Genomic DNA, 20,470 nt, shown 5'->3' on the forward strand with positions numbered 1-20,470 from the left:
TCCGGACGCCGGGCGCGGTGTGGCCGGATGCGGGCAGGAGTCCTGCGTTTCCAGGGGACTTCTGACAGCATCGAGCAGCGGACCCCCATCCGGAAGCGGTGCCATGACCAACCCCCTGCGCCCCGGCGACCCCGCGCGGATCGGCCCCTATTCCCTCCATGCACGGCTGGGCGGCGGCGGGATGGGGCAGGTGTTCCTGGGCCGCTCCCCGGGCGGCCACACCGTCGCGGTCAAGGTGGTCCACCCCGACGTGGCCGAGAACCCGGCCTTCCGGCGCCGCTTCGCCGTCGAGGTGGAGGCGGCCCGCAAGGTGGGCGGCTTCTATACCGCCCAGGTCGTCGACGCCGACCCCGACGCGAACCCGCCGTGGCTGGCCACCGCCTACATCCCCGGCCCCACGCTCTACGAGGCCGTCGAAGGCCACGGTCCCCTGCCGCGGGCATCGGTGGCCGCTCTGGGAGCCGGATTGGCCGAAGGGCTCGCCGCGATCCACACCTGCGGCATCGTGCACCGCGACCTCAAACCCGGCAACGTCCTGCTGGCCGCCGACGGGCCCCGCGTCATCGACTTCGGCATCGCCCGCGCCCTGGACACCACCTCGGCCACCCGCACCCGCACGGTCATGGGCACCGCCGGGTTCATGTCCCCCGAACAGGTCCGCGGTGGCCGGATCGGCCCGCCCGGCGACGTCTTCACCCTCGGCTGCGTCCTCGGCTACGCCGCCACCGGGCACAGCCCCTTCGGTGAGGGCCCCATCGAGGCGCTGGGCTACCGCATCGTCCACGAGGACCCCGCCCTGGACGGCATTCCCGCCGGCCTGTCCCCCACCATCCGAGCCTGCCTGGCCAAGGACCCCGCCGACCGCCCCGGCCTGGAGGAGGTCCTCGCCGACCTCACCGCCCCCGCCGCGGCCGCCGGCGGGGACCCCGGCCGGCCGTGGCTGCCCGAGGCCCTCACCGGGATCATCACCCACCGCACGGCCGCGCTCACCCTCGCCGACACGCGGCGGGAACCGCCCACTGCGCGCGCCGCCCGGCCGAAGAGGAAACGGCGCCCGGACACCGGACCTGACCGGACCGGGCCGAAGGAGAAGCGGAGGTCGGCCCCCGAGCCCGATGGCGACGCGGCGGGGACGGAGCTGGTGGTCGGCAATCTCAGCGCGGAGCCTCTAGACGTGATCGTCGACGGCGTCGCCATGGGCGGGGTGCGGGCGGGCGGAACCCGGGCCTTCTCCCCCGCCCCGGGCCGGCGCTCCCTCCTGGTGGAGGTCCCCGGGCGGCGCGGCGTGGTCCGCAGCATCAACGTCAAGGCGGATGCCGCCGTCAAGATGGCCTTCGACATCCCCGAGCGGCGCCAGGCCGTTCCGGAACCGGTCCGGGAAGTGGTGTTCACCGGAAGCAGACTCCCGACGGCCGGCGGGATGGCACTCTTGTGGATCCTGCTGATCTGGGGGTTAGGCGGGTTAGCCGCAGTGGGCGCCACCGCGGCGGGAGATGTCCATCCCTCCGTGGACGTCACCGAAATGCTCCTCGTGATAGCGGGCCTCGGCCTGGCGGCCGGTGCCATAGTCGGCGTCATCGGACTCTTCGTCCCTCCCTCTCAGCTCACCCTGACCCACCGAAGGCTGAAAGCCGGGCTCCCCAACGGGCCGAAAAGCCTGAGCTGGGACAGGATCGGGCAGGTCAGTGTGGTCGGCAACGGGCGCACTGCCATGCTCGTCCTCTGGCCCTCCGAGGGAACCTCCTTCGGCAAGGGAGCGAACGCTCCGGAGGGCACGATCAGGTACACCGCCAAGAGCATCGGTGCGGCGGATGAGCAGAGCCTCGACCGGCTTCGCGCCGCGCTGCGCTGGTTCGCCGGTGACGCCTACGTCGAACAGCCCGCCTGACCGGAGCAGCGGTCCCGCCCGTGGGCGGGCAGGGCAAGCCGTGCGTCCGCGACCACGCAGTGGGCGGGCGGCGCGTCGGGCCAGGGCGTATGCGGGGTCGGGTATCCGACCGCGAACGCCGCGACCGGCCCGTCAGGTGCACTCCCCCGCCCCCAGCAGCGGGGAGGCGGCGGCGGGCCGTACCCGGCCCCGACCGCCTCTGGCGGTCGGGGCCGGGTACGGTCGTGCGCTGCCTTTCCCGTGGGCGTGCGGGATCGGCGGGGCGGGTCAGGGCGCGGGGACGCGCTCGGTGACGCGGCCACCGTCCAGGCGCAGTTCGGCGCCGTCCCAGCCGCGGCGCAGCCAGCGGTCGTGGCTGGCGACCACCACCGCGCCGGGCGTGCCGCGCAGCGCCTGCTCCAGCTCCTCGGCCAGCGCCAGGGAGAGGTGGTTGGTGGGCTCGTCCAGCAGCAGCACCTGCGGCGAGGTGGCCACGAGCAGCGCGAGCGCGAGGCGCCGGCGCTGGCCCACGCTCAACAGCCCCACGGGGCGCTCGATGTCGCGCGGCGCCACCAGGCCCAGCGCGCCCAGCTGCGGCGCGTCGGGGCGGTCGAGGGTCATGGCCTCGTAGTAGCGGCGGGCCGTGGTCTCCGGCTCCGCGAAGCGGACGTCCTGTTCGAGCAGGGCGACGGTCGCCCCGCGCTGCCAGTGGACCGTGCCGCCGCCGGGGTCGAGCCGGCGGGCGAGGACCTGGAGCAGGGTGGACTTGCCGGCGCCGTTGGGCCCCGTGACCAGGAGCCGCCCGCCTGCGGGCAGGTCGAGGTGGTCCAGGGCGAGCCGCCCCGGGACGGCGACTTCGCGCGCCATGAGCGCCGTGCCGTCGCCCGATGCGCCGGTGAGCGCCCCTCCGAAGGACAGCGGGGCGGGCGGCTTGCGCACCTGGTCGCGGTCCAGTTCATCGAGCCGCCGCTGCGCGTTGCGCACGCGGCGCGAGATCTGGCTGTGGACGCGCCCCCCTTTGTAGTCGTAGCCCATCTTCTCGTTGTCGCGCGCCGGCCGGTTGTAGCCGACGTTGCGGGCCGTGGTGCGCACGGATTCCCGCAGGCGGCGCAGTTCGGCCTGCTCGTCGGCGTACTGGCGCTCCCAGTTCTCGCGCTCCAGCTTCTTCTCGCGCAGGTAGGCGGAGTAGGCGCCGCCGTAGTAGGCGGGGCCGCCGCGCGCCGGGTCGAGGTCGAGGATGCCGGTGCACACCCGGTCCAGGAACAGGCGGTCGTGGCTGGCGAGCAGCACCGCCCCCGGCAGCGCGCGCAGGTACTCCTCCAGGAACGCCGCGCCGTCGTCGTCGAGGTGGTTGGTGGGCTCGTCCAGCAGCAGCGCCCGGGGGCGCAGGATGAGCAGTTCGGCCAGGCCGAGCCGGCTGCGCTGGCCGCCCGACATCGCGTCCGTCCGCCGTCCGCGCTCCACCGCGTCCAGGCCGAGGCCCGCCAGGACGATGTCGGCCCGCCGGTCGGCGTCCCAGATCTCGCGCGCTTCGGCGAGTTCGAGCGTGGCGGCGTAGTCGGCGAGCAGCGCGGCGTCATCAGGCCGTTCCTGGAGGTCGGCCGCCTGTTCGGCGAGGCGCGCCTCGATCTCGCGGGCGGGTCGCAGCGCCTGCTCCACGATGTCGGCCAGGGTGGCGTCGCCGGGATAGGGCGGCTCCTGGTGCAGGAAACCGGTGTCCTCCGGCCGCGCGACCGTGCCGGAGTCGGGGTCCTCGATGCCGGCGATGAGCCTGAGCAGGGTGGACTTACCGATCCCGTTCTCGCCGACGAGGCCGAGGCGCGCCCCCGGGGCGGCGTCGAGCGCGATGCCGTCGAGGACGGACCGGCCCTCGTAGGACTTGGCGAGGTCGCGGACGCCGATCAACGGTGCCGGTCCGGCGGCGGGCTGAGGGGCCGACGGGGTGTTCATGGCCTGCTGCATACAGGGCCACCTCCTGGTTCATGGGGAGGTGGGCCTCGTGGAACTCCGGGCGCGGCGGCGGGCCATCGGGGGCCGGGCTGTGCGCCGGAGCCGACATCGAGGCCACACCGAAAGGGTTCGGGCACCCGCCGGGCATGGGGCCGCGATCCCTGGAGGGACGGGCCGCCGCGGACGCGGGTCGTGGTCTCGATGTCAGTTGCGCACGTCCCAGAGGGTACGGGGCCGCGCCGCGGCGAGGCAAGCGGTTTTCGCCGTGTCCCCCCGGCCGCACGGCCGGACGGCGCGCACACAAGGGGTGAAATGGGCGTTCACCGCATTTGTCGTGTTTACCGGGTAATGACCAAAATAGCGACGAACGACGCTTCCGCCCGCTCCGTCCGTCCGGCATCGCCCGCGCACAGCGGCCTCCCGGGTAATCCGCAGGTAACCCCCACACTCCACCCCTGCCCATAGGTCCCGAATGCACGATTTTGGGCTGATTGCAGCGTTGCCATCTGCGCCGTACTTTCACGTTAAGGAGTCGTTCGACCACTTTTCGTGTTGACGTCCTGGTCAGACACCAACTGTCTGATCAGAACCAACTGTCCGATCTGAGGCATCTCGACCAGATAGGGGCCACCGTGGCAATGCGCATACCCAAACGCACGCGCGCCGTGCTGAGCACCTGCGCCGGGCTGGCGCTCCTGGCGACATCCGCCTGCCAGTCCGGAGGCTACGGCGCCGCTGGAACCGACCTCGTCACCGTCGCGCCCAAGTGGATCAAGGGCGCGCAGATGCTGGCCGAGCGCGCCGAGAGCGGCGGCGTGCGCGTCAGCATCGAGTCTCCGTCGGTCCCCGGCGCGCGGACGTTCACCAGCGAGCTGCGGACCATCATGGCCGAGACGCAGACCGACTTCCTGACCGGCGGCAAGAGCGAGGGCGACGCCGAACTGGACCAGAAGGCGACCTTCCTGGCGGCCACGTCCGAGGTCCTGGGCGCGCGCGTGGTCAGCAGCCGCACGACCGCGACCGGGACCGAGAAGACGGGCACCACCCGCTGGTACGACACCGCCAAGGACGTCGTGCTGCCCTGGACGGCCCTGTTCAGCGACGAGGCGTCGGCCACCGTCGCCGGGGCCGAGACCGCGCGGCGGCTGCGCGAGCAGCACGGGGTCGACGAGGACGAGCTGCCGGCGGGGCTTCCCACGGTCTCACCCGAGGAGCCGGAGCTGCCGGCCTCGCCGCTCACCGTTTCGCCCAAGAGCGCCGAGGCCCTGGCCCGGAAGCTGGCCGGCTCGCCGCTGGACGACATCGGCTTCACCTCGTCGGGCGCCCTGGCCGTGAACTTCAGCCCGGGCGAGATCCCCGGCCACGACGAGGAGGTCCGGGTCGTCTTCTCCAACGAGGGGACCGACCCGCTGCTGTCGGAGTTCGGGACGCTGGTGCGCGACGCGGCGAAGACGAAGCCCGAGCACAAGGTGGACCTCGGCGGATCCGACGCCGACGCGCTCCTGGCACCGGGCCTGGACTGCTCGCGCGTGCCGTGCGTGGCCCTCACCTTCGACGACGGGCCCGGCCAGTACACCGAGGGGGTGCTGGACGAGCTGGAGAAGTACTCGGCGCGCGCCACGTTCTTCGTGCTGGGGAGCATGGTGCGGGAGATGCCCGGCGTGGTCGAGCGCGCGGCCAAGGCCGGCCACGAGATCGGCAACCACACCTGGGACCACGCCGACCTGTCCGGGGTGTCCGACTCCGGGGTGCGCAAGGACCTCGCGCGCACCGCCGACGCGATCGAGAAGGCCGCGGGGGTGCGGCCGGCCGTCATGCGCCCGCCGTACGGCTCCTATGACGAGGGCACGCTCAAGGCCATCGGCATGCCGGCGATCCTGTGGGACGTCGACACCATGGACTGGCAGAGCCGCGACACCAAGAAGATCACCGACATCGCGCTCAAGCAGGCGGCGGAGGGCAGCATCGTCCTCATGCACGACATCCACGAGCCCAGCGCCAAGGCGCTCCCCGGCATCCTGAGCGCCCTGCACCGGAAGGGCTACCACTTCGTCACGGTCTCCGAGCTCTTCGGCGAGGGCGGGATGAAGTCGGCGATGGCCTACCTGCGCCGCGAATGACGCCCGCGGCGGGCGCCCCCGCCCCCGGACCGGCGGCGGGCGCCGCCGTTCCGGGGGCGCCCGTTGCCGTTTCGAAAGTTCCGAGCGGCCAACTCCGGGTAGGCGGGCACCTCATGATGCGACAACCGGAGAGCAACGTCTTCGTCCTGGGGCTGGACGAACACAACCGCGCCGTCCTCGACGGCCTCCCGCGCGCGTCCGAATACCGCTTCCACCCCCTCCTCGACATGGACCGGCTCCAGGGGCCCAGGATCGACCTCCCCGACCTGCTGGACGCCGCCCGTGCCCGGCTCGACGCGTTCGAGGGCACGGTCGACGCCATCATCGGCTTCTGGGACTTCCCCGTCAGCGCGCTCGTGCCGATCCTGTGCGCCGAGCGAGGGCTCCCGGCGTCGTCGCTGCGGTCCGTGGTCACCTGCGAGCACAAGTACTGGAGCCGGCTGGAGCAGGCCGCGGTCATCGACGAGGTCCCCGGCTTCGCCGCGGTCAGGTTCTCCGCCGAGCGGCCCCCCGGGCACCTGCGGTATCCGCTGTGGCTCAAACCGGTGAAGTCGTTCTCCTCGATCCTGGCCTTCCGCGTCACCGACGACGAGCAGTTCCGCGACGCCCTCGCCCAGATCCGCGACGGGAGCGGGCGCCTGGGCGAGCCCTTCGAGTTCGTGCTCGACCGGGTGGACCTGCCCGACGAGATCGCCCGCGTCGGCGGGTCGGCGTGCCTGGCCGAGGAGGAGGGACGCGGCCGGCAGGTGACCGTCGAGGGCTACGTGTGGAGAGGCGAACCCGTGGTCTACGGGATCGTGGACTCGCTGCACTACCCCGGCACCTCGTGCTTCCTGCGCTACCAGTACCCGTCCTCGCTCCCGGCGGCCGTCCAGGGCCGCCTGGCCGACCTCAGCCGGCGGGTGATCCGCCGCATCGGGCTGGACTCGGTCACGTTCAACATCGAGTTCTTCTGGGACGACGAGACCGGCGACATCCGCCTGCTGGAGGTCAACCCCCGGCACTCGCAGTCGCACGCCCGGATGCTCTCCCACGTCGACGGCGCGCCCAACCACGAGCCGCAGATCCGGCTGGCCCTGGGCCGCGAACCGGAACTGACGCACGGCGCCGGGGAGTACGCGGTCGCGGCCAAGTGGTTCCTGCGCCGGTTCACCGACGGGATCGTGCGGTCGGTGCCCACCGCGGAGGACGTCGAACGCATGGAACGCGAAATACCGGGGACGAACGTGAAGATCGCGGTCAAGGAAGGCGACCTCCTGTCCGACCTGCACGGACAGGACAGCTACAGCTACGAATTGGCGCAGGTGTTCGTCGCCGCCGACGACACCGAGGAGCTCCAGCGCACCTATGACCGGTGCGTGGCGCGGCTCCCGTTCGAGATCGACGACGTCGCCGGCGGACCCGAATGCGCCCAGAGGACGACCGAGTGAAGGAGAAGGGACACCCATGCACATCGTGACGTCCCTGCCGCACAAGGTACGCGAGGACGAAGTGGTCTGGATCCCGATGTCGGACGGCACCCGGCTGGCCGCCCGCATCTGGCGGCCGGAATCCTCCGAAGAGGAGCCGGTCCCCGCGATCCTGGAGTTCATCCCCTACCGGCGGCGCGACCTCACCGCCCAGCGGGACTCGATCCACCACCCCTACATGGCCGGCCACGGCTACGCGTGCGCGCGGGTCGACCTGCGCGGCAGCGGGGATTCCGAGGGGGTGCTCCAGGACGAGTACCTGGAGCAGGAGCTCGCCGACGCCGAGGAGGTGCTGGCCTGGCTGGCCGCACAGCCCTGGTGCAGCGGGCCCACGGGGATGATGGGGATCTCCTGGGGCGGGTTCAACGGGCTCCAGGTGGCCGCGCGGCGGCCCGAGAGCCTGGGGGCGATCATCACCGTCTGCTCCACCGACGACCGCTACGCCGACGACGTCCACTACATGGGCGGCTGCCTGCTCAGTGACAACCTCTCGTGGGCCTCCACCATGTTCGCCTACACCTCCTGCCCGCCTGACCCCGAGGTGGTGGGCGACAAGTGGCGGCGGATGTGGCACGAGCGGATCGACCACAGCGGGCTGTGGCTCGACACCTGGCTGCGCCACCAGCGGCGCGACGAGTTCTGGCAGCGCGGCTCGGTGTGCGAGGACATCTCCGCGATCGAGGTGCCCGTGCTGGCCGTGAGCGGCTGGGCCGACGGCTACTCCAACGCGGTGTTCCGGCTGATGGATTCGCTCAAGGTGCCCCGGCTCGGCCTCATCGGGCCGTGGTCGCACAAGTACCCGCACCTGGGCGTCCCGGGCCCGGCGATCGGCTTCCTCCAGCAGTGCGTGCGGTGGTGGGACCGCTGGCTCAAGGGCATCGACAACGACGTCATGGACGAGCCGATGCTGCGCAGCTGGATGCAGGAGAGCGTGCCGCCCTCCACCGCCTACGCCCAGCGCCCGGGCCGGTGGGTCGGCGAGCCGTCGTGGCCCTCCCCGCACGTCGTCGAGGAGCGCCGGCCGCTCGTGGCCAACCACCTGGCCCGGCCGGGCACGGTCGTCGCCCCGGAGGCGGCCGACGAGGCCACCGTGCTGTCGCCGCTGACCGTCGGCCAGTTCGCCGGCAAGTGGTGCTCCTACAACGCCCCGCCCGACCTGCCCTACGACCAGCGGGAGGAGGACGGCGGCTCGCTGGTGTTCGACAGCGAGGTGCTCACCGAGCGGACGGAGATCCTGGGCGCCCCGCTGCTGAACCTGGAGTTCGCCTGCGACCGCCCGCTGGCCATGGTCGCGGTGCGGCTGTCGGACGTCGACCCGCAGGGCAAGGCCACCCGGGTCACCTACGGGCTGCTCAACCTCACCCACGCCAAGGGCCACTCGATGCCGGAGCGCCTGGTCCCGGGCCGGCGCTACAACGTGACCGTGGCCATGAACGGCGTGGCCCAGGCGTTCCCGCCGGGGCACAAGCTGCGGGTGTCGATCTCGACGTCGTACTGGCCGCTGGCGTGGCCGCCGCCGGAGCCCGTCCAGCTGCGGGTCTTCCTGGCGGGCGCGACCGAGCTGGTCCTGCCCGTCCGCCCGTGCGAGGCCGGCGACGGGGTGTCGTCGCGCCCCTTCGACCCGCCGGAGGGCACCCAGCCGCTGACCACGACCCAGATCGCCCCAGGCCAGCACCGGTGGTGGGTGGAGCGCGACCTCGTCGACTACGGATCGTCGCTCAATGTGGTCAAGGACCTGGGCACGGTCCGGTTCGAGGACATCGACCTCACCGTGACCCGCCGCTCCACGGAGACCTACCACGCCCAGGGCGACGACTTCACCTCGGCCCGCGGCCGCACGGAGTGGCGGATGCGCTTCAAGCGCGGCGACTGGGACGTCGAGACCGTCACCACGACCGTGCTGTCGTCCACGACGACGGAGTTCCTCCTGCACGCCACCCTCGACGCCTTCGAGAACGGCGTGCGGGTCTCGTCGCGGACATGGAACAACACCATCCCCAGAGACGGGGTGTGACCCCGGCCGGACCGGGGCCGCCTCGGGCCGGCGGGCACGGCCGGCCGCGCCGGCCTGGTCGGGGGCGCCGGTCCGGTCGGGGCCGCGGCTACTCCTCGTCGCCGCCGGGGTGGTCGATGCGGTCGTGGTAGGTGCGGCGGGTGCGCTCGGTGTGGTCGCGCATGAGGCGGGCCGCCTCGTCCTCGTTGCGGGCGGTGATGGCGTCGATGATCAGGGCGTGCTCGTGCCAGGAGGCCATGCCGCGGGCGCGGGCGATCGGGGCGTAGTACCAGCGCACGCGGCGGTCGACCTGGGCGGCGAGTTCGGCCAGGACGCTGTTGCCCGACGCGCGGATGACGCCGCGGTGGAAGTCGGCGTTGGCGGTGACCACCGCGTCGACGTCGTCGTCGCCCACCGCGTCGGCGCCGGCGCGGCACAGCTCGCGCAGCAGCGCGATCTCAGGGGCGCCGGCGTTGCGGGCGGCCAGGCGGGCGGATTCGGTCTCCAGCAGGGCGCGGACGGCGAGGAGCTGGTCGGCCTCGCTCTCGGTGGGGGTGTGCACGAAGGCGCCGTAGCCTGGGCGGAGGTCGACCCAGCCCTCGTTGTTGAGCCGCTGCAGGGCTTCGCGCACGGGCTGGCGGGAGACGCCGAGCTGGGCGGCGAGTTCGCTCTCGACCAGGTGGCGGCCCGGCGGCAGCTCGCGGGTGATGATCAGTTCGAGAATCGCCTCGTAGACGGCTTCGCGCAGCGGGACGGGCCGCTGCACCCGCCCGGCCACCGCGGCCTTCAACGGCTGAGAGGTCATAAGCGTCACTCCGGGTCCGTCACGGATGGTGTAGACAGTCTACGAAATCCCATATCTTTCTCAGCCTGCCGCGCCGCGTGCCGTCGGCACGACGGCCGCGGGCTCCGCTGGCGGCGGAGCCCCGCGACCACGCAGGCGGTGGCCGGCGGCATCCCCGCGGAGCCCCCACCCCCGGCGACCCGGGGGCCGCGGACCGGCGAGAAGAACCGGAGAACTTCCCGTTCCCGCCAGGTCGCACGTTCCTTCTCCGTCGAAAGTGCCACTGACACGACCGCGCTTGCTTAGCATACTGTATACACTTTCCGTCCCCCGAGAGAAGGGAGCGCTCATGCGCATCGCCGTTCTGGGCGCCGGCGCTATCGGCGCCTACGCGGGTGCCGCACTGCACCGCGGCGGGGCCGACGTCCACCTCATCGCCCGTGGAGCCCACCTGGAGGCGCTCCGCGCCGACGGCGTCCGGGTCCTCAGCCCGCGAGGCGACTTCACCGCACGTCCGCACGCCACCTCCGACCCGGCCGAGGTCGGGCCGGTCGACTACGTCTTCCTCGGCCTCAAGGCCCAGCACTATGCCGACGCGGGCGCGATGCTGCGCCCGCTGATGGGGCCGGCCACCGCCGTGGTCGCCGCCCAGAACGGCATCCCCTGGTGGTACTTCCACGGCATGGGCGGCCCGCTCGCCGGCCGGCGCGTGCACACGGTCGACCCTGGCGGGTCGGTCAGCCGGGCGATCCCGGTCGAGCGCGCCATCGGCTGCGTCGTCTACGCCGCGACCGAGATCGCCGGCCCTGGTGTCATCCGGCACCTGGAGGGGACCCGGTTCTCCATCGGCGAACCCAGCGGGGAGGTCTCCGACCGCTGCCGCGCCTTCAGCGACGCCATGGTCGCGGGCGGGCTGAAGTGCCCCATCGAGCCCGAGATCCGCGAGGACGTCTGGGTGAAGCTGATGGGCAACATCACCTTCAACCCGCTCAGCGCCCTGACCCGGTCGACGATGGCGCAGATCTGCGGCGACCGGTCCACCCGCGCCCTCGCCCGGGCCATGATGACCGAGACGCTGGAGGTGGCCGCCCGATTGGGCATCCGCCCCGGGATCTCGATCGAGCGCCGGCTGGCCGGGGCGGAGCGCGCCGGCGACCACCGCACCTCCACCCTGCACGACGTCGAGCGCGGCCGGCCCATGGAGCTGGACGTGATCCTGACGGCCGTGGTCGAGCTGGCGGACCTGACCGGCGCCGAGGTGCCGACCCTGCGGTCGGTGGACGCGGTGGCGCGGCTGCTCAACCAGCGGCTCATCGACGGGACGGCCGTTCCGGTGCCGGCGGCGCGCACCGGCGCCGGCACGTCGGCGGCTTGAGTGCCCGGGGCGGCGGGCCGTGCCCACCGGCGCGATCGGCACGGCGGCCTCCTCTCGGGGGCGGCCGCGTGCGAAGCTGGAGGTCCCCGCCGCCCCGCGGAGCGCAGGGGGCGCGCCGCCCCGCGCCTGCGCACGCCGCGCCGGGCGGCCTTGCCGCCAGTCCGAATCCACGCATACTGTAGACAATCTCTGTAATCGATGACCCGTGGCCACGACGACCCAAGCGAGGCCGAGATGCGATCGGACCGCCAGCCCACCTCCTACGAACGGCTCTCCCACCCCCTCGTCCGCGAGGGCGGTGAGCTGCGTCCGGCCTCCTGGGAGGAGGCCCTGGACCGCGCCGCCGCCGCCTTCACCGACAGTGTCCGGCGGCACGGCGCCAACGCCTTCGGCATGCTCTCCTGTGCCCGGGCGACCAACGAGATGAACTTCGTCGCACAGAAGTTCACCCGCGTCGTCGTCGGCACCAACAACGTCGACTCCTGCAACCGCACCTGCCACGCCCCGAGTGTGGCCGGGCTGTCCGCGGCCTTCGGCTCGGGCGGCGGCACGTCCTCCTACTCCGATGTCGAGGACACCGACCTGATCATCGTGTGGGGCGGCAACCCCCGCTTCGCCCACCCGATCTTCTTCCAGCACGTACTCAAGGGCGTGCACAAGGGCGCCCGCCTCTACGTGGTCGACCCGCGGCGCACGTCGTCGGCCGAATGGGCCGACCGCTGGCTCGGGCTCAACGTCGGCACCGACATCCCGCTCGCGCACGCGATCGGCCGCGAGATCATCCACGCCGGCCTGGTCAACGAGACCTTCGTGCAGCGCGGCACCACCGGCTTCGAGGAGTACCGCGAGCTGGTCGAGCCGTGGACGCTGGCCGCCGCCGAGGCCGAGACCGGGGTCCCGGCCGAGGCGATCCGCGAGCTGGCCCACGCCTACGCCCGCGCCGAGCGGGCCCAGCTGAGCTGGACGCTCGGTATCACCGAGCACCACAACGCCACCGACAACGTCCGGGCGCTCATCAACCTCTCCCTGCTCACCGGGCATGTCGGCCGGCCCGGCTCCGGCCTCCAGCCCCTGCGCGGCCAGAACAACGTGCAGGGCGGCGGCGACATGGGCGCCATCCCCGACCGCCTGGCCGGGTTCCAGGACATCCTCGACCCCGAGGTTCGCGGCCGGTTCGAGAAGGCGTGGAACACCGACATCCAGCCGCACAAGGGCAAGACGCTCACCCAGATGTTCGAGGCGATGGACGAGGGCGAGCTGAAGGCGCTCTACGTCATCGGCGAGAACCCGGTGCAGTCCGAGCCCGAGACGCTCAAGACCACCCGCCGCCTGGAGTCGCTCGACCACCTGGTGGTGCAGGACATCCTCCTCACCCGCACCGCCGAGCTGGCCGACATCGTGCTCCCGGCGAGCGCGTCGTGGTGCGAGTCCGACGGGACCTTCACCAACAGCGAGCGGCGCGTGCAGCTCGTGCGCAAGGCGCTGGACCCGCCACCGGGGGCCCGCGACGACATCCACATCATCTGCGACCTCGCCCAGCGGATGGGCCACCCGTGGCAGTACCCCTCGGCCGAGGAGGTCTGGGACGAGCTGCGCTCCCTGTCGCCCATCCACCGGGGCATGACCTACGCCCGCTTGGAGGAGCACCACGGCATCCAGTGGCCCTGCTACTCCGAGGACACGCTCGAACCGGGCTACCTGCACGCCCGGCTGTGGTCGGCCGACCCCGTTGAGCGGGGCATCCCCGCGCCGTTCGGCCTGGTCGGCCACTCCCCGCCGGTCGACCTGCTCGACGACGACTTCCCGTTCCGGCTCACCACGGGGCGCCGGCTCGACGACTACAACACCGGGGTGCAGACGAGCGGGTTCTCCTCGCCGCTGCGGCGGGGCGAGCTGCTCGACATCTCGCCCGAGGACGCCGAGCTGCTGGGCGTGGCCGACGGCGAGATCGTGCGCGTGTCGTCGCGGCGCGGCTCGGTGCTCGTGCCGGCGTCGGTGACCTCGTCAATGCGGGCCGGGCTGGTGTTCATGACCTTCCACTTCCCCGACCAGGTCGACACCCAGCTGCTGACCCTGGACGCCACCGACCCCATCGCGGGGACGGCGGAGTACAAGGCGGCGGCGGTGCGCATCGAGAAGGTCGCCCAGCCCGCCCCGGACGGCGAAGCCGTCGCGGCGGCGACCTAGCCCGCCGCCCACGCACGTGCGTCCCGCCGCGCCGCCCCCGGCGCGGCGGGGCGCCCTCCGCGCGGAGCGGGCGCGCACGGCGCCTTCTTCCGCGCCGCTCCTGACCTGTGTCGACGGCGGCAGGACCCGGCCGCGCGGCGCGCGGCCGACATCCCGGGTGACCCACCGGGTACAGGGTCTTGCCGAGAGATCGAACGCGGAGCATACTGTAGCCCGTATACAAAGTGCTGTGATCTGGCTTACACGGAATTCGAGGTGACCGGGCACGTGGACTTGCACTTCCTGGACGCTCCGCCGACCGACACCGAGCGGGCGGCCGTGGACGCCGTCCTCGGCCCCCCGGAATCGGGGTGGGACGGCGGCGAGCGCCAGGCATCCGACCTCCGCTTCGCCCACGGCGGCCACGCCGCGCGCGGGCGCCGCGACCTGCTGCTGCCCGCGCTGCACGCCGTCAACGACCGCGTCGGCTGGATCAGCCGGGAGGCCCTGGACTACATCTGCCGCCGGCTGACCCTGCCGCCCGCCGAGGCCTACGGGGTCGCCTCGTTCTACGCCATGTTCGCCATGGAGCGCCGCCCCCGGCGGGTGGTGCACGTGTGCACCGACATCGCCTGCGCCGCCGCCGGATCCGACCGCCTGTGCGCGGCGATGACCGAGCGCGCGGGCGCCGCCGGCTCCGCCGACCCCGACGCCGGCCTCGTCTGGCACGAGAGCCCCTGCCTGGGGCTGTGCGAGCGCGCACCGGCCGCCCTGACCATCGAGGCCGGCGACCCGCCCGCCTACTCCGTGGCGGCCCCGGCCGAGGCCGCCGACCTGCTCGACGCGCCCGCCGATACCGGAACCCGCGATGGCGACGGCGCCGCACCCGCCGCACCCGCGTCCGCCAACGGCCACCGCCGCCCGCGCACCACCACCTTCTCCCCCGCCCCGCTGCCGGGCCCCGCGCCCGAGCCCGACGCGGGCACGGCCGTGCCCCAGTCCGGCGACCCCGGGCTGATCCTGCTGCGCCGCGTCGGAGTGGTCGACCCCGAGAGCCTCGACGACTACCGCTCCCACGGCGGCTACGCCGCGCTCCGCGAGGCGCTGCGCCTCGGCCCTTCCGGGGTCATCCGCGAGGTCTCCGACTCCGGCCTGGTCGGACGCGGCGGCGCCGCCTTCCCCACCGGCCGCAAGTGGGAGGCCACGGCCCGGCGCCCCGAAACCCCCCGCTACATCGTCTGCAACGCCGACGAGAGCGAGCCCGGCACGTTCAAGGACCGCGTGCTCATGGAGGGCGACCCGTTCTCCGTCATCGAGGCGATGACCATCGCGGGCTACGCCAACGGCGCGGCGACCGGCTACCTCTACATCCGCGGGGAGTACCCGCGGGCGCTGTCGCGCCTGGAGAACGCGATCGCCCGCGCCCGCGACCGCGGCCTGCTGGGCACCGACATCCTGGGCTCCGGGTTCGACTTCGACATCGAGATCCGCCGCGGTGCCGGAGCCTACATCTGCGGCGAGGAGACCGCGATCTTCAACTCGATCGAGGGCCGGCGCGGCGAACCCCGCAGCAAGCCGCCCTTCCCGGTCGAGCGCGGGCTGTTCGGCCGCCCCACCGCGATCAACAACGTGGAGACCCTGGTCAACGTCCTGCCGATCGTGCTCATGGGCGGGCCCGCCTACGCGGGCATCGGCACCGGCCGCTCCACGGGCCCCAAACTGTTCTGCGTCTCGGGTTCGGTGCGCCGGCCCGGGGTCTACGAGGTGCCGTTCGGGGCCACCCTGCGCGAACTCCTCACCCTGGCCGGCGGCGCCGGCCCCGCGCCGCTGCGCGCCGTCCTGCTCGGCGGCGCCGCCGGCGGGTTCGTCCGCGCCGACGAACTCGACATCCCGCTCACCTTCGAGGGCGCCCGCGAAGCGGGGGCCACCCTGGGGTCGGGCGTGGTGCTGGTCCTGGACGACACCGTCGACCTGGCGGCCATCCTGGTCCGCATCGCCGCGTTCTTCCGCGACGAGTCGTGCGGGCAGTGCGTGCCCTGCCGGGTGGGCACGGTCCGCCAGGAGGAGGCGCTACAGCGCCTGTCCCTGGGCACCGGGCCGCGCCGCACCGACCTCGCGCTGCTGCGCGAAGTGGGCGCGGCGATGCGCGACGCCTCGATCTGCGGCCTGGGCCAGACCGCGTGGAACGCCGTTGAGTCGGCCATCGACCGCTTGGGCGTCTTCGGCCCCGAGGAAACGACGTTGAAGGAGGTCAGGTGACTACCCCCGTATCCCTGGACGCGCCACGACGACTGGTCGACATCACCGTCGACGGACGCGAGGTTCGGGTGCCCGAGGGCGCCACCATCCTCGACGCCTGCACGGCCGTGGGCACCGATGTGCCGACCCTGTGCTACGGCGACACCCTGACACCGAAGAACGCCTGCCGGGTGTGCGTGGTCGAGGTCGAGGGGGCCCGCACCCTCGCCCCCGCCTGCTCGCGCGCCGTCGAGCCGGGGATGACGGTGGCCACCGACTCCGAGCGGGTCCGCCACAGCCGCAAGATGGTCCTCGAACTCCTCGGCTCGTCGGTCGACCTGTCCACGACCCCCGATGTCCCGGAGTGGATGGAGCGCTACGAGGCCCGGCCCGAGCGCTTCGGCCCCCGCGCCGAACCCGCTCCGCTGGGCGAGCGCGACTCCCGCCACGCCGGGGAGCACCACGCGGGGGACGGCAGCGTCGCGGCCACCGTGGAGCAGCCGGCCAAGGTCGACAACGACCTCTACGTGCGCGACTACGGCAAGTGCATCATGTGCTACAAGTGCGTGGACGCCTGCGGCGAGCAGTGGCAGAACACCTTCGCGATCGGCATCGCCGGCCGCGGGTTCGACGCCCGGGTCTCCACCGAGCACGACGTCGCCCTGCCCGACTCCGCGTGCGTCTACTGCGGCAACTGCATCGAGGTGTGCCCCACGGGTGCGCTGTCGTTCTCGACCGAGTTCGACATGCGCGCCGAAGGCACCTGGGACGAAGAGCGCCAGAGCCAGACCACCACCGTGTGCACCTACTGCGGGGTGGGCTGCAACGTCACCCTGCACGTCCAGGACAACGAGATCGTCAAGGTCTCCTCGCCCCACGACAACCCGGTGACCCACGGCAACCTGTGCATCAAGGGCCGGTTCGGGTTCCAGCACGTGCAGCAGCGACGGCGCGACTGAGAACGGCATATGACGACGGATGACGACTGAAAGGCGCCGGGCCGGGGGACCGCTCCGGCGCCCGGCCGCCCGGCCGGGCGCGTACGGCGCCGGAAAGGCATAGGGATCATGGGACGCGTCACGGTCCGCGAGAAGGTCCTCCGCATCCGCGGCGGCACGGTCGGCAGCCGCGTCGACACCCTCGTGGTGGAGGAGCCGCTGGAGATCCGGCTGAACGGCCGGGCGCTCACCGTCACCATGCGCACGCCGGGCCACGACTTCGACCTCGCCGCGGGGTTCCTGGTGAGCGAAGGGGTGATCACCTCCGCCGCGGACATCGCCGCCATCCGCTACTGCGCCGGCGCCACCGAGGACGGGTCGAACACCTACAACGTGCTCGACGTGAGCCTGTCCCCCGGCGTCGCGGTCCCCGATATGACCCTGGAACGCAACTTCTACACGACCTCCTCCTGCGGATTGTGCGGCAAGGCGAGCCTGGAGGCGGTCGCCACGACCGCCTCCTGGTCGGTCGCCGAGGACCCGGTGCGCTTCGGCGTCGCGACCCTGGCGGAGATGCCCGACCGCCTGCGCGACGCGCAGCGGGTCTTCGACCGCACGGGCGGGCTGCACGCCGCCGGGCTGTTCACGCCCGAGGGGGAGATGCTCGCGGTGCGCGAGGACGTGGGGCGGCACAACGCGGTCGACAAGCTCGTGGGGTGGGCGGTGCGCGAGGACCGGCTGCCGCTGCGCGAGCACGCCCTGATGGTGTCGGGGCGCGCGTCCTTCGAGCTGGCGCAGAAGGCGCTGATGGCGGGCCTTCCCGTGCTCGCGGCGGTGTCGGCGCCGTCCTCGCTCGCGGTGGACCTGGCGGCCGATTCCGGCCTGACCCTCGTCGGGTTCCTCCGCGGCACTTCGATGAACGTCTACGCCGGCCGGCATCGGATCACCCTGGAGAAGGCGTCCACGACGCCGATGGCGGCCCCAGGGTGAATCCGCCGGCCGGGACGGTAGGCGCGGAGACCGGCCGGCGTGATCCAGCCCCCAGCGCCGGCCGGTCCCGACACTTCGCCCGCCCGACCCGCGGGGCCCCGGATCCGCGGGCGGCCCGGCGGCCCCGCGGGGGCGGGCCGCACCCGGGCGCCGGTCAGCGCTTCTTCGCCGCGGCCTTCATGGCCTTCTTGTTGGCGCGCACCTCGGCGAGCGTCTGCTCGTCGACGACGTCGGCGATGGAGCGGCGCGCGCCCTCCTCGCCGTACTCCCCGGCCGCCGCCCGCCAGCCCTCGGCCTCCAGCCCGAACTGCTTGCCCAGGAGCGCGAGGAGGATGCGGGCCTTCTGGTCGCCGTAGCCCGGCAGCGCCTTGAACCGGCGCAGGACCTCGCGGCCGTCGGGCGCGCCGTCGGTCCACAGCCGCTCGGCGACCCCGTCGTAGTGCTCGTCGATGTAGGCGCAGAGCGCCTGGATGCGCTTGGCCATCGAGCCCGGGTAGCGGTGCACCGCGGGCGGCTCCGCGCAGATCGCCGCGAACGCGTCGGGGTCGATCGAGGCGATGTGGCGGGGGTCGAGGCCGTCGCCGAGCCGGTCGGCCACCTTCTTGGGCCCGGCGAAGGCCGTCTCCATCGCGATCTGCTGGTCCAGGAGCATCCCGATGAGCAGGGCCAGCGGTTCGGCGGCCAGCAGCTCGTCGGCGCCGGCCTCTCCGGCCAGGTGCAGCGTCGTCGTCATGCCCGCATCCTCCCAAGGACCCCGCTCCCCCGCCGACGGCGACCCGCCGCACGCGCCGGAACGGCGCGCGGACAGCAGGGCGCGGCCTACATCCGCGTCCGCGCGTACGCGTGCAGCGCGTCGCGGACGAACCCCGCGCCCTCGGCATCCTGGTACATGGCCGAGAAGCGGGGGTCGCCGACGTACATGTCGCCCAGGCCCTTCACCATCAGGATCGAGCGCTCCCGGTCGCCCTCGGCCGTGGGGGTGCCGGGGATCGCGCTCAGCCACCGGACGTGCCGGGCGGCCATCGACTGCGCGCGCTCCGCCGTCGGAGCGACCCCGGCCTTCCAGACGGCGATCCAGGAGGCCACGAGGTCGTCGGCGTCCCGTTGCCAGGCCCGCTGCTGCTCGATGCTCTTCGCGTGCCACCAGTCGTTGCTGACCCGGAAGGCGTGCTCGCCCCAGCGCTCGACCACCTCGTGCTCGTAGTCGTCGTTGAAGCCGCTGAGTACCGCGTCCATGCTCGGTTCGGCCCCGGCCCGGAGGGCCTCGAGCGTCCGGTGCGCGGCCCGGATCTGCCGCTCGATCCGGTCGCGCTCGCCCTCCAGTTCCTCGATGTGCGCCCGGAGGCCGTCGAACTCGTCGACCTCCTCGGCCAGGACCCCGGCGATGGCCGCCAGGCCGAGTCCCAGCCGGCGCAGCAGCAGGATCCGCTGGAGCCGCGCGGCCGCGGCCGAACCGTAGTAGCGGTAGCCGTTCGCACCCACGCGGGAGGGCGCCAGTAGACCGATGCGGTCGTAGTGGCGCAGGGTGCGGCTCGTGACGCCCGCCCTGGTCGCGAGCTCGTGGATCGTCCACTCCATCGCCTACTCCTGCTGTCGGGAACGTGCGGTGGAGCGCCGCCGGGGCCGGGCGGTCAGCCCGCGCGGCCGAGCGCGGTGGCGATGATCTCCGAGCTGTCGGCCCGCAGAGCCTGCGCCGCGGTCTGCCCTGTGGCCTCCAGGTAGGTGTCGACCAGCCGGTTGCCCACCGCGTACCCGGCGCCCGTCGGCAGCCCGACCGCGGTGCCGCCGAAGCGCTCCGCCAAGGCGTCGCCGAGCACCCAGGCCGTGAAGTTCTCCATGCCGGTCACGCCGAGCCCGGACACCACCTTGGTGAAGACCTCGTCGTCGTGCAGGTGCGGCACGCCGATCCGGGCGTAGCCGCGCTCCTCGCCGTGCAGTTCGCGGGCGAACGCGTCGGCCAGGCCCTCCCCGATCACGTGGTCGCCGACGGTGACGGTCATCGGGTCCCACACGACCCCGCCCGGTCCCCACCGCAGGTTGTGGTGGAGCTCGTGTACGGCGGTGGCCTCCACCCGGTCGACGTTCTCGGGGAACGGCCAGAGCGTGATCAGGATATAGCCCGATATCCCCCCGAACCCGCTCAGGCCGAGGGCGGGGCGCATGAAGAGGGCGTCGCCGGGGTCGCCGAGCACCACCGCCACGGTGGTGTCCGGAACCTCCAGGCCCGGTGTCGCCTCCGTCAGGACGGCGAGGGCGTCGTCGAGGGCGCGCTGCATGCGCTCCCACGCCCCGGCCGCCGCCAGTGTCTCCAGTGCGTCGAGGCAGCGCTCCTCGTCGCGGTCGAGCGGGAACCCGAACGACTGCCGGTGCATGTCCACCGGATCGATCTCCCCGGGGGCGTAGCGGTACATGCCCCGGAGGGGTTCGAGCATCGCGCCCAGCAGGGCGGCGCGGTCGGCCGCCGGAGCCCGCAGGATCCGGCCCATGGCGGAATAGGTGTCGAGAACGTTGATCGTCATGTCCCCCGACGGTAGGGGTTGCCGCAGCGTCAACGTCAACCGGAATAACGGGGGCGGTGCC

General features: G+C 73.0%; 14 protein-coding genes. 9 read left to right on the forward strand and 5 right to left on the reverse strand.

Going from position 1 to position 20,470, the window contains the following annotated elements:
• Positions 1–103 precede the first annotated feature (103 nt).
• Positions 104–1,888, forward strand: coding sequence for a serine/threonine-protein kinase (locus tag ACFO4E_RS14445; protein WP_378574788.1), 1,785 nt, complete (start codon positions 104–106; stop codon positions 1,886–1,888).
• Positions 1,889–2,155: 267 nt separating this feature from the next.
• Here the strand turns inward: ACFO4E_RS14445 and ACFO4E_RS14450 are convergent, their stop codons facing one another.
• Complete coding sequence (locus ACFO4E_RS14450; protein ID WP_378574789.1) at positions 2,156–3,829, reverse strand: ABC-F family ATP-binding cassette domain-containing protein; 1,674 nt, start codon at positions 3,827–3,829, stop codon at positions 2,156–2,158.
• 626 nt (positions 3,830–4,455) lie between these two features.
• Here ACFO4E_RS14450 and ACFO4E_RS14455 point away from each other — a divergent pair.
• The 3 genes from ACFO4E_RS14455 to ACFO4E_RS14465 all read left to right on the forward strand — a co-directional run bounded on the left by ACFO4E_RS14455 (position 4,456) and on the right by ACFO4E_RS14465 (position 9,420).
• The gene (locus tag ACFO4E_RS14455; RefSeq protein ID WP_378574791.1) at positions 4,456–5,937 is read left to right on the forward strand and encodes a polysaccharide deacetylase family protein; all 1,482 of its coding nucleotides are present in this window, start codon (positions 4,456–4,458) and stop codon (positions 5,935–5,937) included.
• Between the two features lie 116 nt (positions 5,938–6,053).
• Complete coding sequence (locus tag ACFO4E_RS14460; RefSeq protein WP_378574830.1) at positions 6,054–7,367, forward strand: ATP-grasp domain-containing protein; 1,314 nt, start codon at positions 6,054–6,056, stop codon at positions 7,365–7,367.
• Positions 7,368–7,383: 16 nt separating this feature from the next.
• Complete coding sequence (locus ACFO4E_RS14465; RefSeq protein ID WP_378574792.1) at positions 7,384–9,420, forward strand: CocE/NonD family hydrolase; 2,037 nt, start codon at positions 7,384–7,386, stop codon at positions 9,418–9,420.
• An 88-nt stretch (positions 9,421–9,508) separates the two neighbouring features.
• On the opposite strand, the gene ACFO4E_RS14470 is transcribed toward ACFO4E_RS14465, so the two are convergent.
• The gene (locus ACFO4E_RS14470; protein ID WP_378574794.1) at positions 9,509–10,204 is read right to left on the reverse strand and encodes a GntR family transcriptional regulator; all 696 of its coding nucleotides are present in this window, start codon (positions 10,202–10,204) and stop codon (positions 9,509–9,511) included.
• A gap of 328 nt (positions 10,205–10,532) precedes the next feature.
• Here ACFO4E_RS14470 and ACFO4E_RS14475 point away from each other — a divergent pair, with 328 nt between their 5' ends.
• From ACFO4E_RS14475 to fdhD, 5 genes are all read left to right on the forward strand, one after another.
• Entirely contained in the window at positions 10,533–11,558 is a 1,026-nt protein-coding gene (locus ACFO4E_RS14475; protein WP_378574796.1) for a 2-dehydropantoate 2-reductase, read from the forward strand.
• Between the two features lie 234 nt (positions 11,559–11,792).
• On the forward strand, positions 11,793–13,745 hold the full coding sequence (locus ACFO4E_RS14480; protein WP_378574797.1) for a molybdopterin oxidoreductase family protein: 1,953 nt from the start codon (positions 11,793–11,795) through the stop codon (positions 13,743–13,745).
• A gap of 267 nt (positions 13,746–14,012) precedes the next feature.
• Positions 14,013–15,983, forward strand: a complete 1,971-nt coding sequence (locus ACFO4E_RS14485) for an NAD(P)H-dependent oxidoreductase subunit E (RefSeq protein ID WP_378574799.1) — start codon at positions 14,013–14,015, stop codon at positions 15,981–15,983.
• Positions 15,980–16,921 (forward strand): 2Fe-2S iron-sulfur cluster-binding protein, encoded by a 942-nt coding sequence (locus ACFO4E_RS14490; protein ID WP_378574801.1) that lies wholly within the window; start codon positions 15,980–15,982, stop codon positions 16,919–16,921. The genes ACFO4E_RS14485 and ACFO4E_RS14490 overlap by 4 nt, the downstream gene beginning before the upstream one ends.
• Positions 16,922–17,029: 108 nt before the next feature.
• A complete protein-coding gene (gene fdhD, locus ACFO4E_RS14495; protein WP_378574802.1) occupies positions 17,030–17,890 on the forward strand; it encodes a formate dehydrogenase accessory sulfurtransferase FdhD in 861 nt (286 codons plus the stop codon).
• A 154-nt stretch (positions 17,891–18,044) separates the two neighbouring features.
• On the opposite strand, the gene ACFO4E_RS14500 is transcribed toward fdhD, so the two are convergent.
• The 3 genes from ACFO4E_RS14500 to ACFO4E_RS14510 all read right to left on the reverse strand — a co-directional run bounded on the left by ACFO4E_RS14500 (position 18,045) and on the right by ACFO4E_RS14510 (position 20,409).
• Positions 18,045–18,623 (reverse strand): HhH-GPD-type base excision DNA repair protein, encoded by a 579-nt coding sequence (locus ACFO4E_RS14500; protein ID WP_378574804.1) that lies wholly within the window; start codon positions 18,621–18,623, stop codon positions 18,045–18,047.
• An 86-nt stretch (positions 18,624–18,709) separates the two neighbouring features.
• A complete protein-coding gene (locus ACFO4E_RS14505) occupies positions 18,710–19,468 on the reverse strand; it encodes a MerR family transcriptional regulator (RefSeq protein WP_378574805.1) in 759 nt (252 codons plus the stop codon).
• Between the two features lie 53 nt (positions 19,469–19,521).
• Positions 19,522–20,409: a DUF2268 domain-containing putative Zn-dependent protease gene (locus ACFO4E_RS14510; RefSeq protein WP_378574807.1), complete on the reverse strand. Its 888-nt coding sequence runs from the start codon at positions 20,407–20,409 to the stop codon at positions 19,522–19,524.
• Positions 20,410–20,470 lie beyond the last annotated feature (61 nt).

The organism is Nocardiopsis mangrovi (genome assembly GCF_042653925.1).
Taxonomy (GTDB): Bacteria; Actinomycetota; Actinomycetes; order Streptosporangiales; family Streptosporangiaceae; genus Nocardiopsis_B; species Nocardiopsis_B mangrovi.

What these genes read in the sequence shown, in the direction of transcription:
- ACFO4E_RS14445 (WP_378574788.1), top strand. Translation starts at nt 104, where the DNA reads ATGACCAACCCCCTGCGCCCCGGCGACCCCGCGCGGATCGGCCCCTAT.
- ACFO4E_RS14450 (WP_378574789.1), bottom strand. Translation starts at nt 3,829, where the DNA reads ATGCAGCAGGCCATGAACACCCCGTCGGCCCCTCAGCCCGCCGCCGGA.
- ACFO4E_RS14455 (WP_378574791.1), top strand. Translation starts at nt 4,456, where the DNA reads ATGCGCATACCCAAACGCACGCGCGCCGTGCTGAGCACCTGCGCCGGG.
- ACFO4E_RS14460 (WP_378574830.1), top strand. Translation starts at nt 6,054, where the DNA reads ATGCGACAACCGGAGAGCAACGTCTTCGTCCTGGGGCTGGACGAACAC.
- ACFO4E_RS14465 (WP_378574792.1), top strand. Translation starts at nt 7,384, where the DNA reads ATGCACATCGTGACGTCCCTGCCGCACAAGGTACGCGAGGACGAAGTG.
- ACFO4E_RS14470 (WP_378574794.1), bottom strand. Translation starts at nt 10,204, where the DNA reads ATGACCTCTCAGCCGTTGAAGGCCGCGGTGGCCGGGCGGGTGCAGCGG.
- ACFO4E_RS14475 (WP_378574796.1), top strand. Translation starts at nt 10,533, where the DNA reads ATGCGCATCGCCGTTCTGGGCGCCGGCGCTATCGGCGCCTACGCGGGT.
- ACFO4E_RS14480 (WP_378574797.1), top strand. Translation starts at nt 11,793, where the DNA reads ATGCGATCGGACCGCCAGCCCACCTCCTACGAACGGCTCTCCCACCCC.
- fdhD (WP_378574802.1), top strand. Translation starts at nt 17,030, where the DNA reads ATGGGACGCGTCACGGTCCGCGAGAAGGTCCTCCGCATCCGCGGCGGC.
- ACFO4E_RS14500 (WP_378574804.1), bottom strand. Translation starts at nt 18,623, where the DNA reads ATGACGACGACGCTGCACCTGGCCGGAGAGGCCGGCGCCGACGAGCTG.
- ACFO4E_RS14505 (WP_378574805.1), bottom strand. Translation starts at nt 19,468, where the DNA reads ATGGAGTGGACGATCCACGAGCTCGCGACCAGGGCGGGCGTCACGAGC.
- ACFO4E_RS14510 (WP_378574807.1), bottom strand. Translation starts at nt 20,409, where the DNA reads ATGACGATCAACGTTCTCGACACCTATTCCGCCATGGGCCGGATCCTG.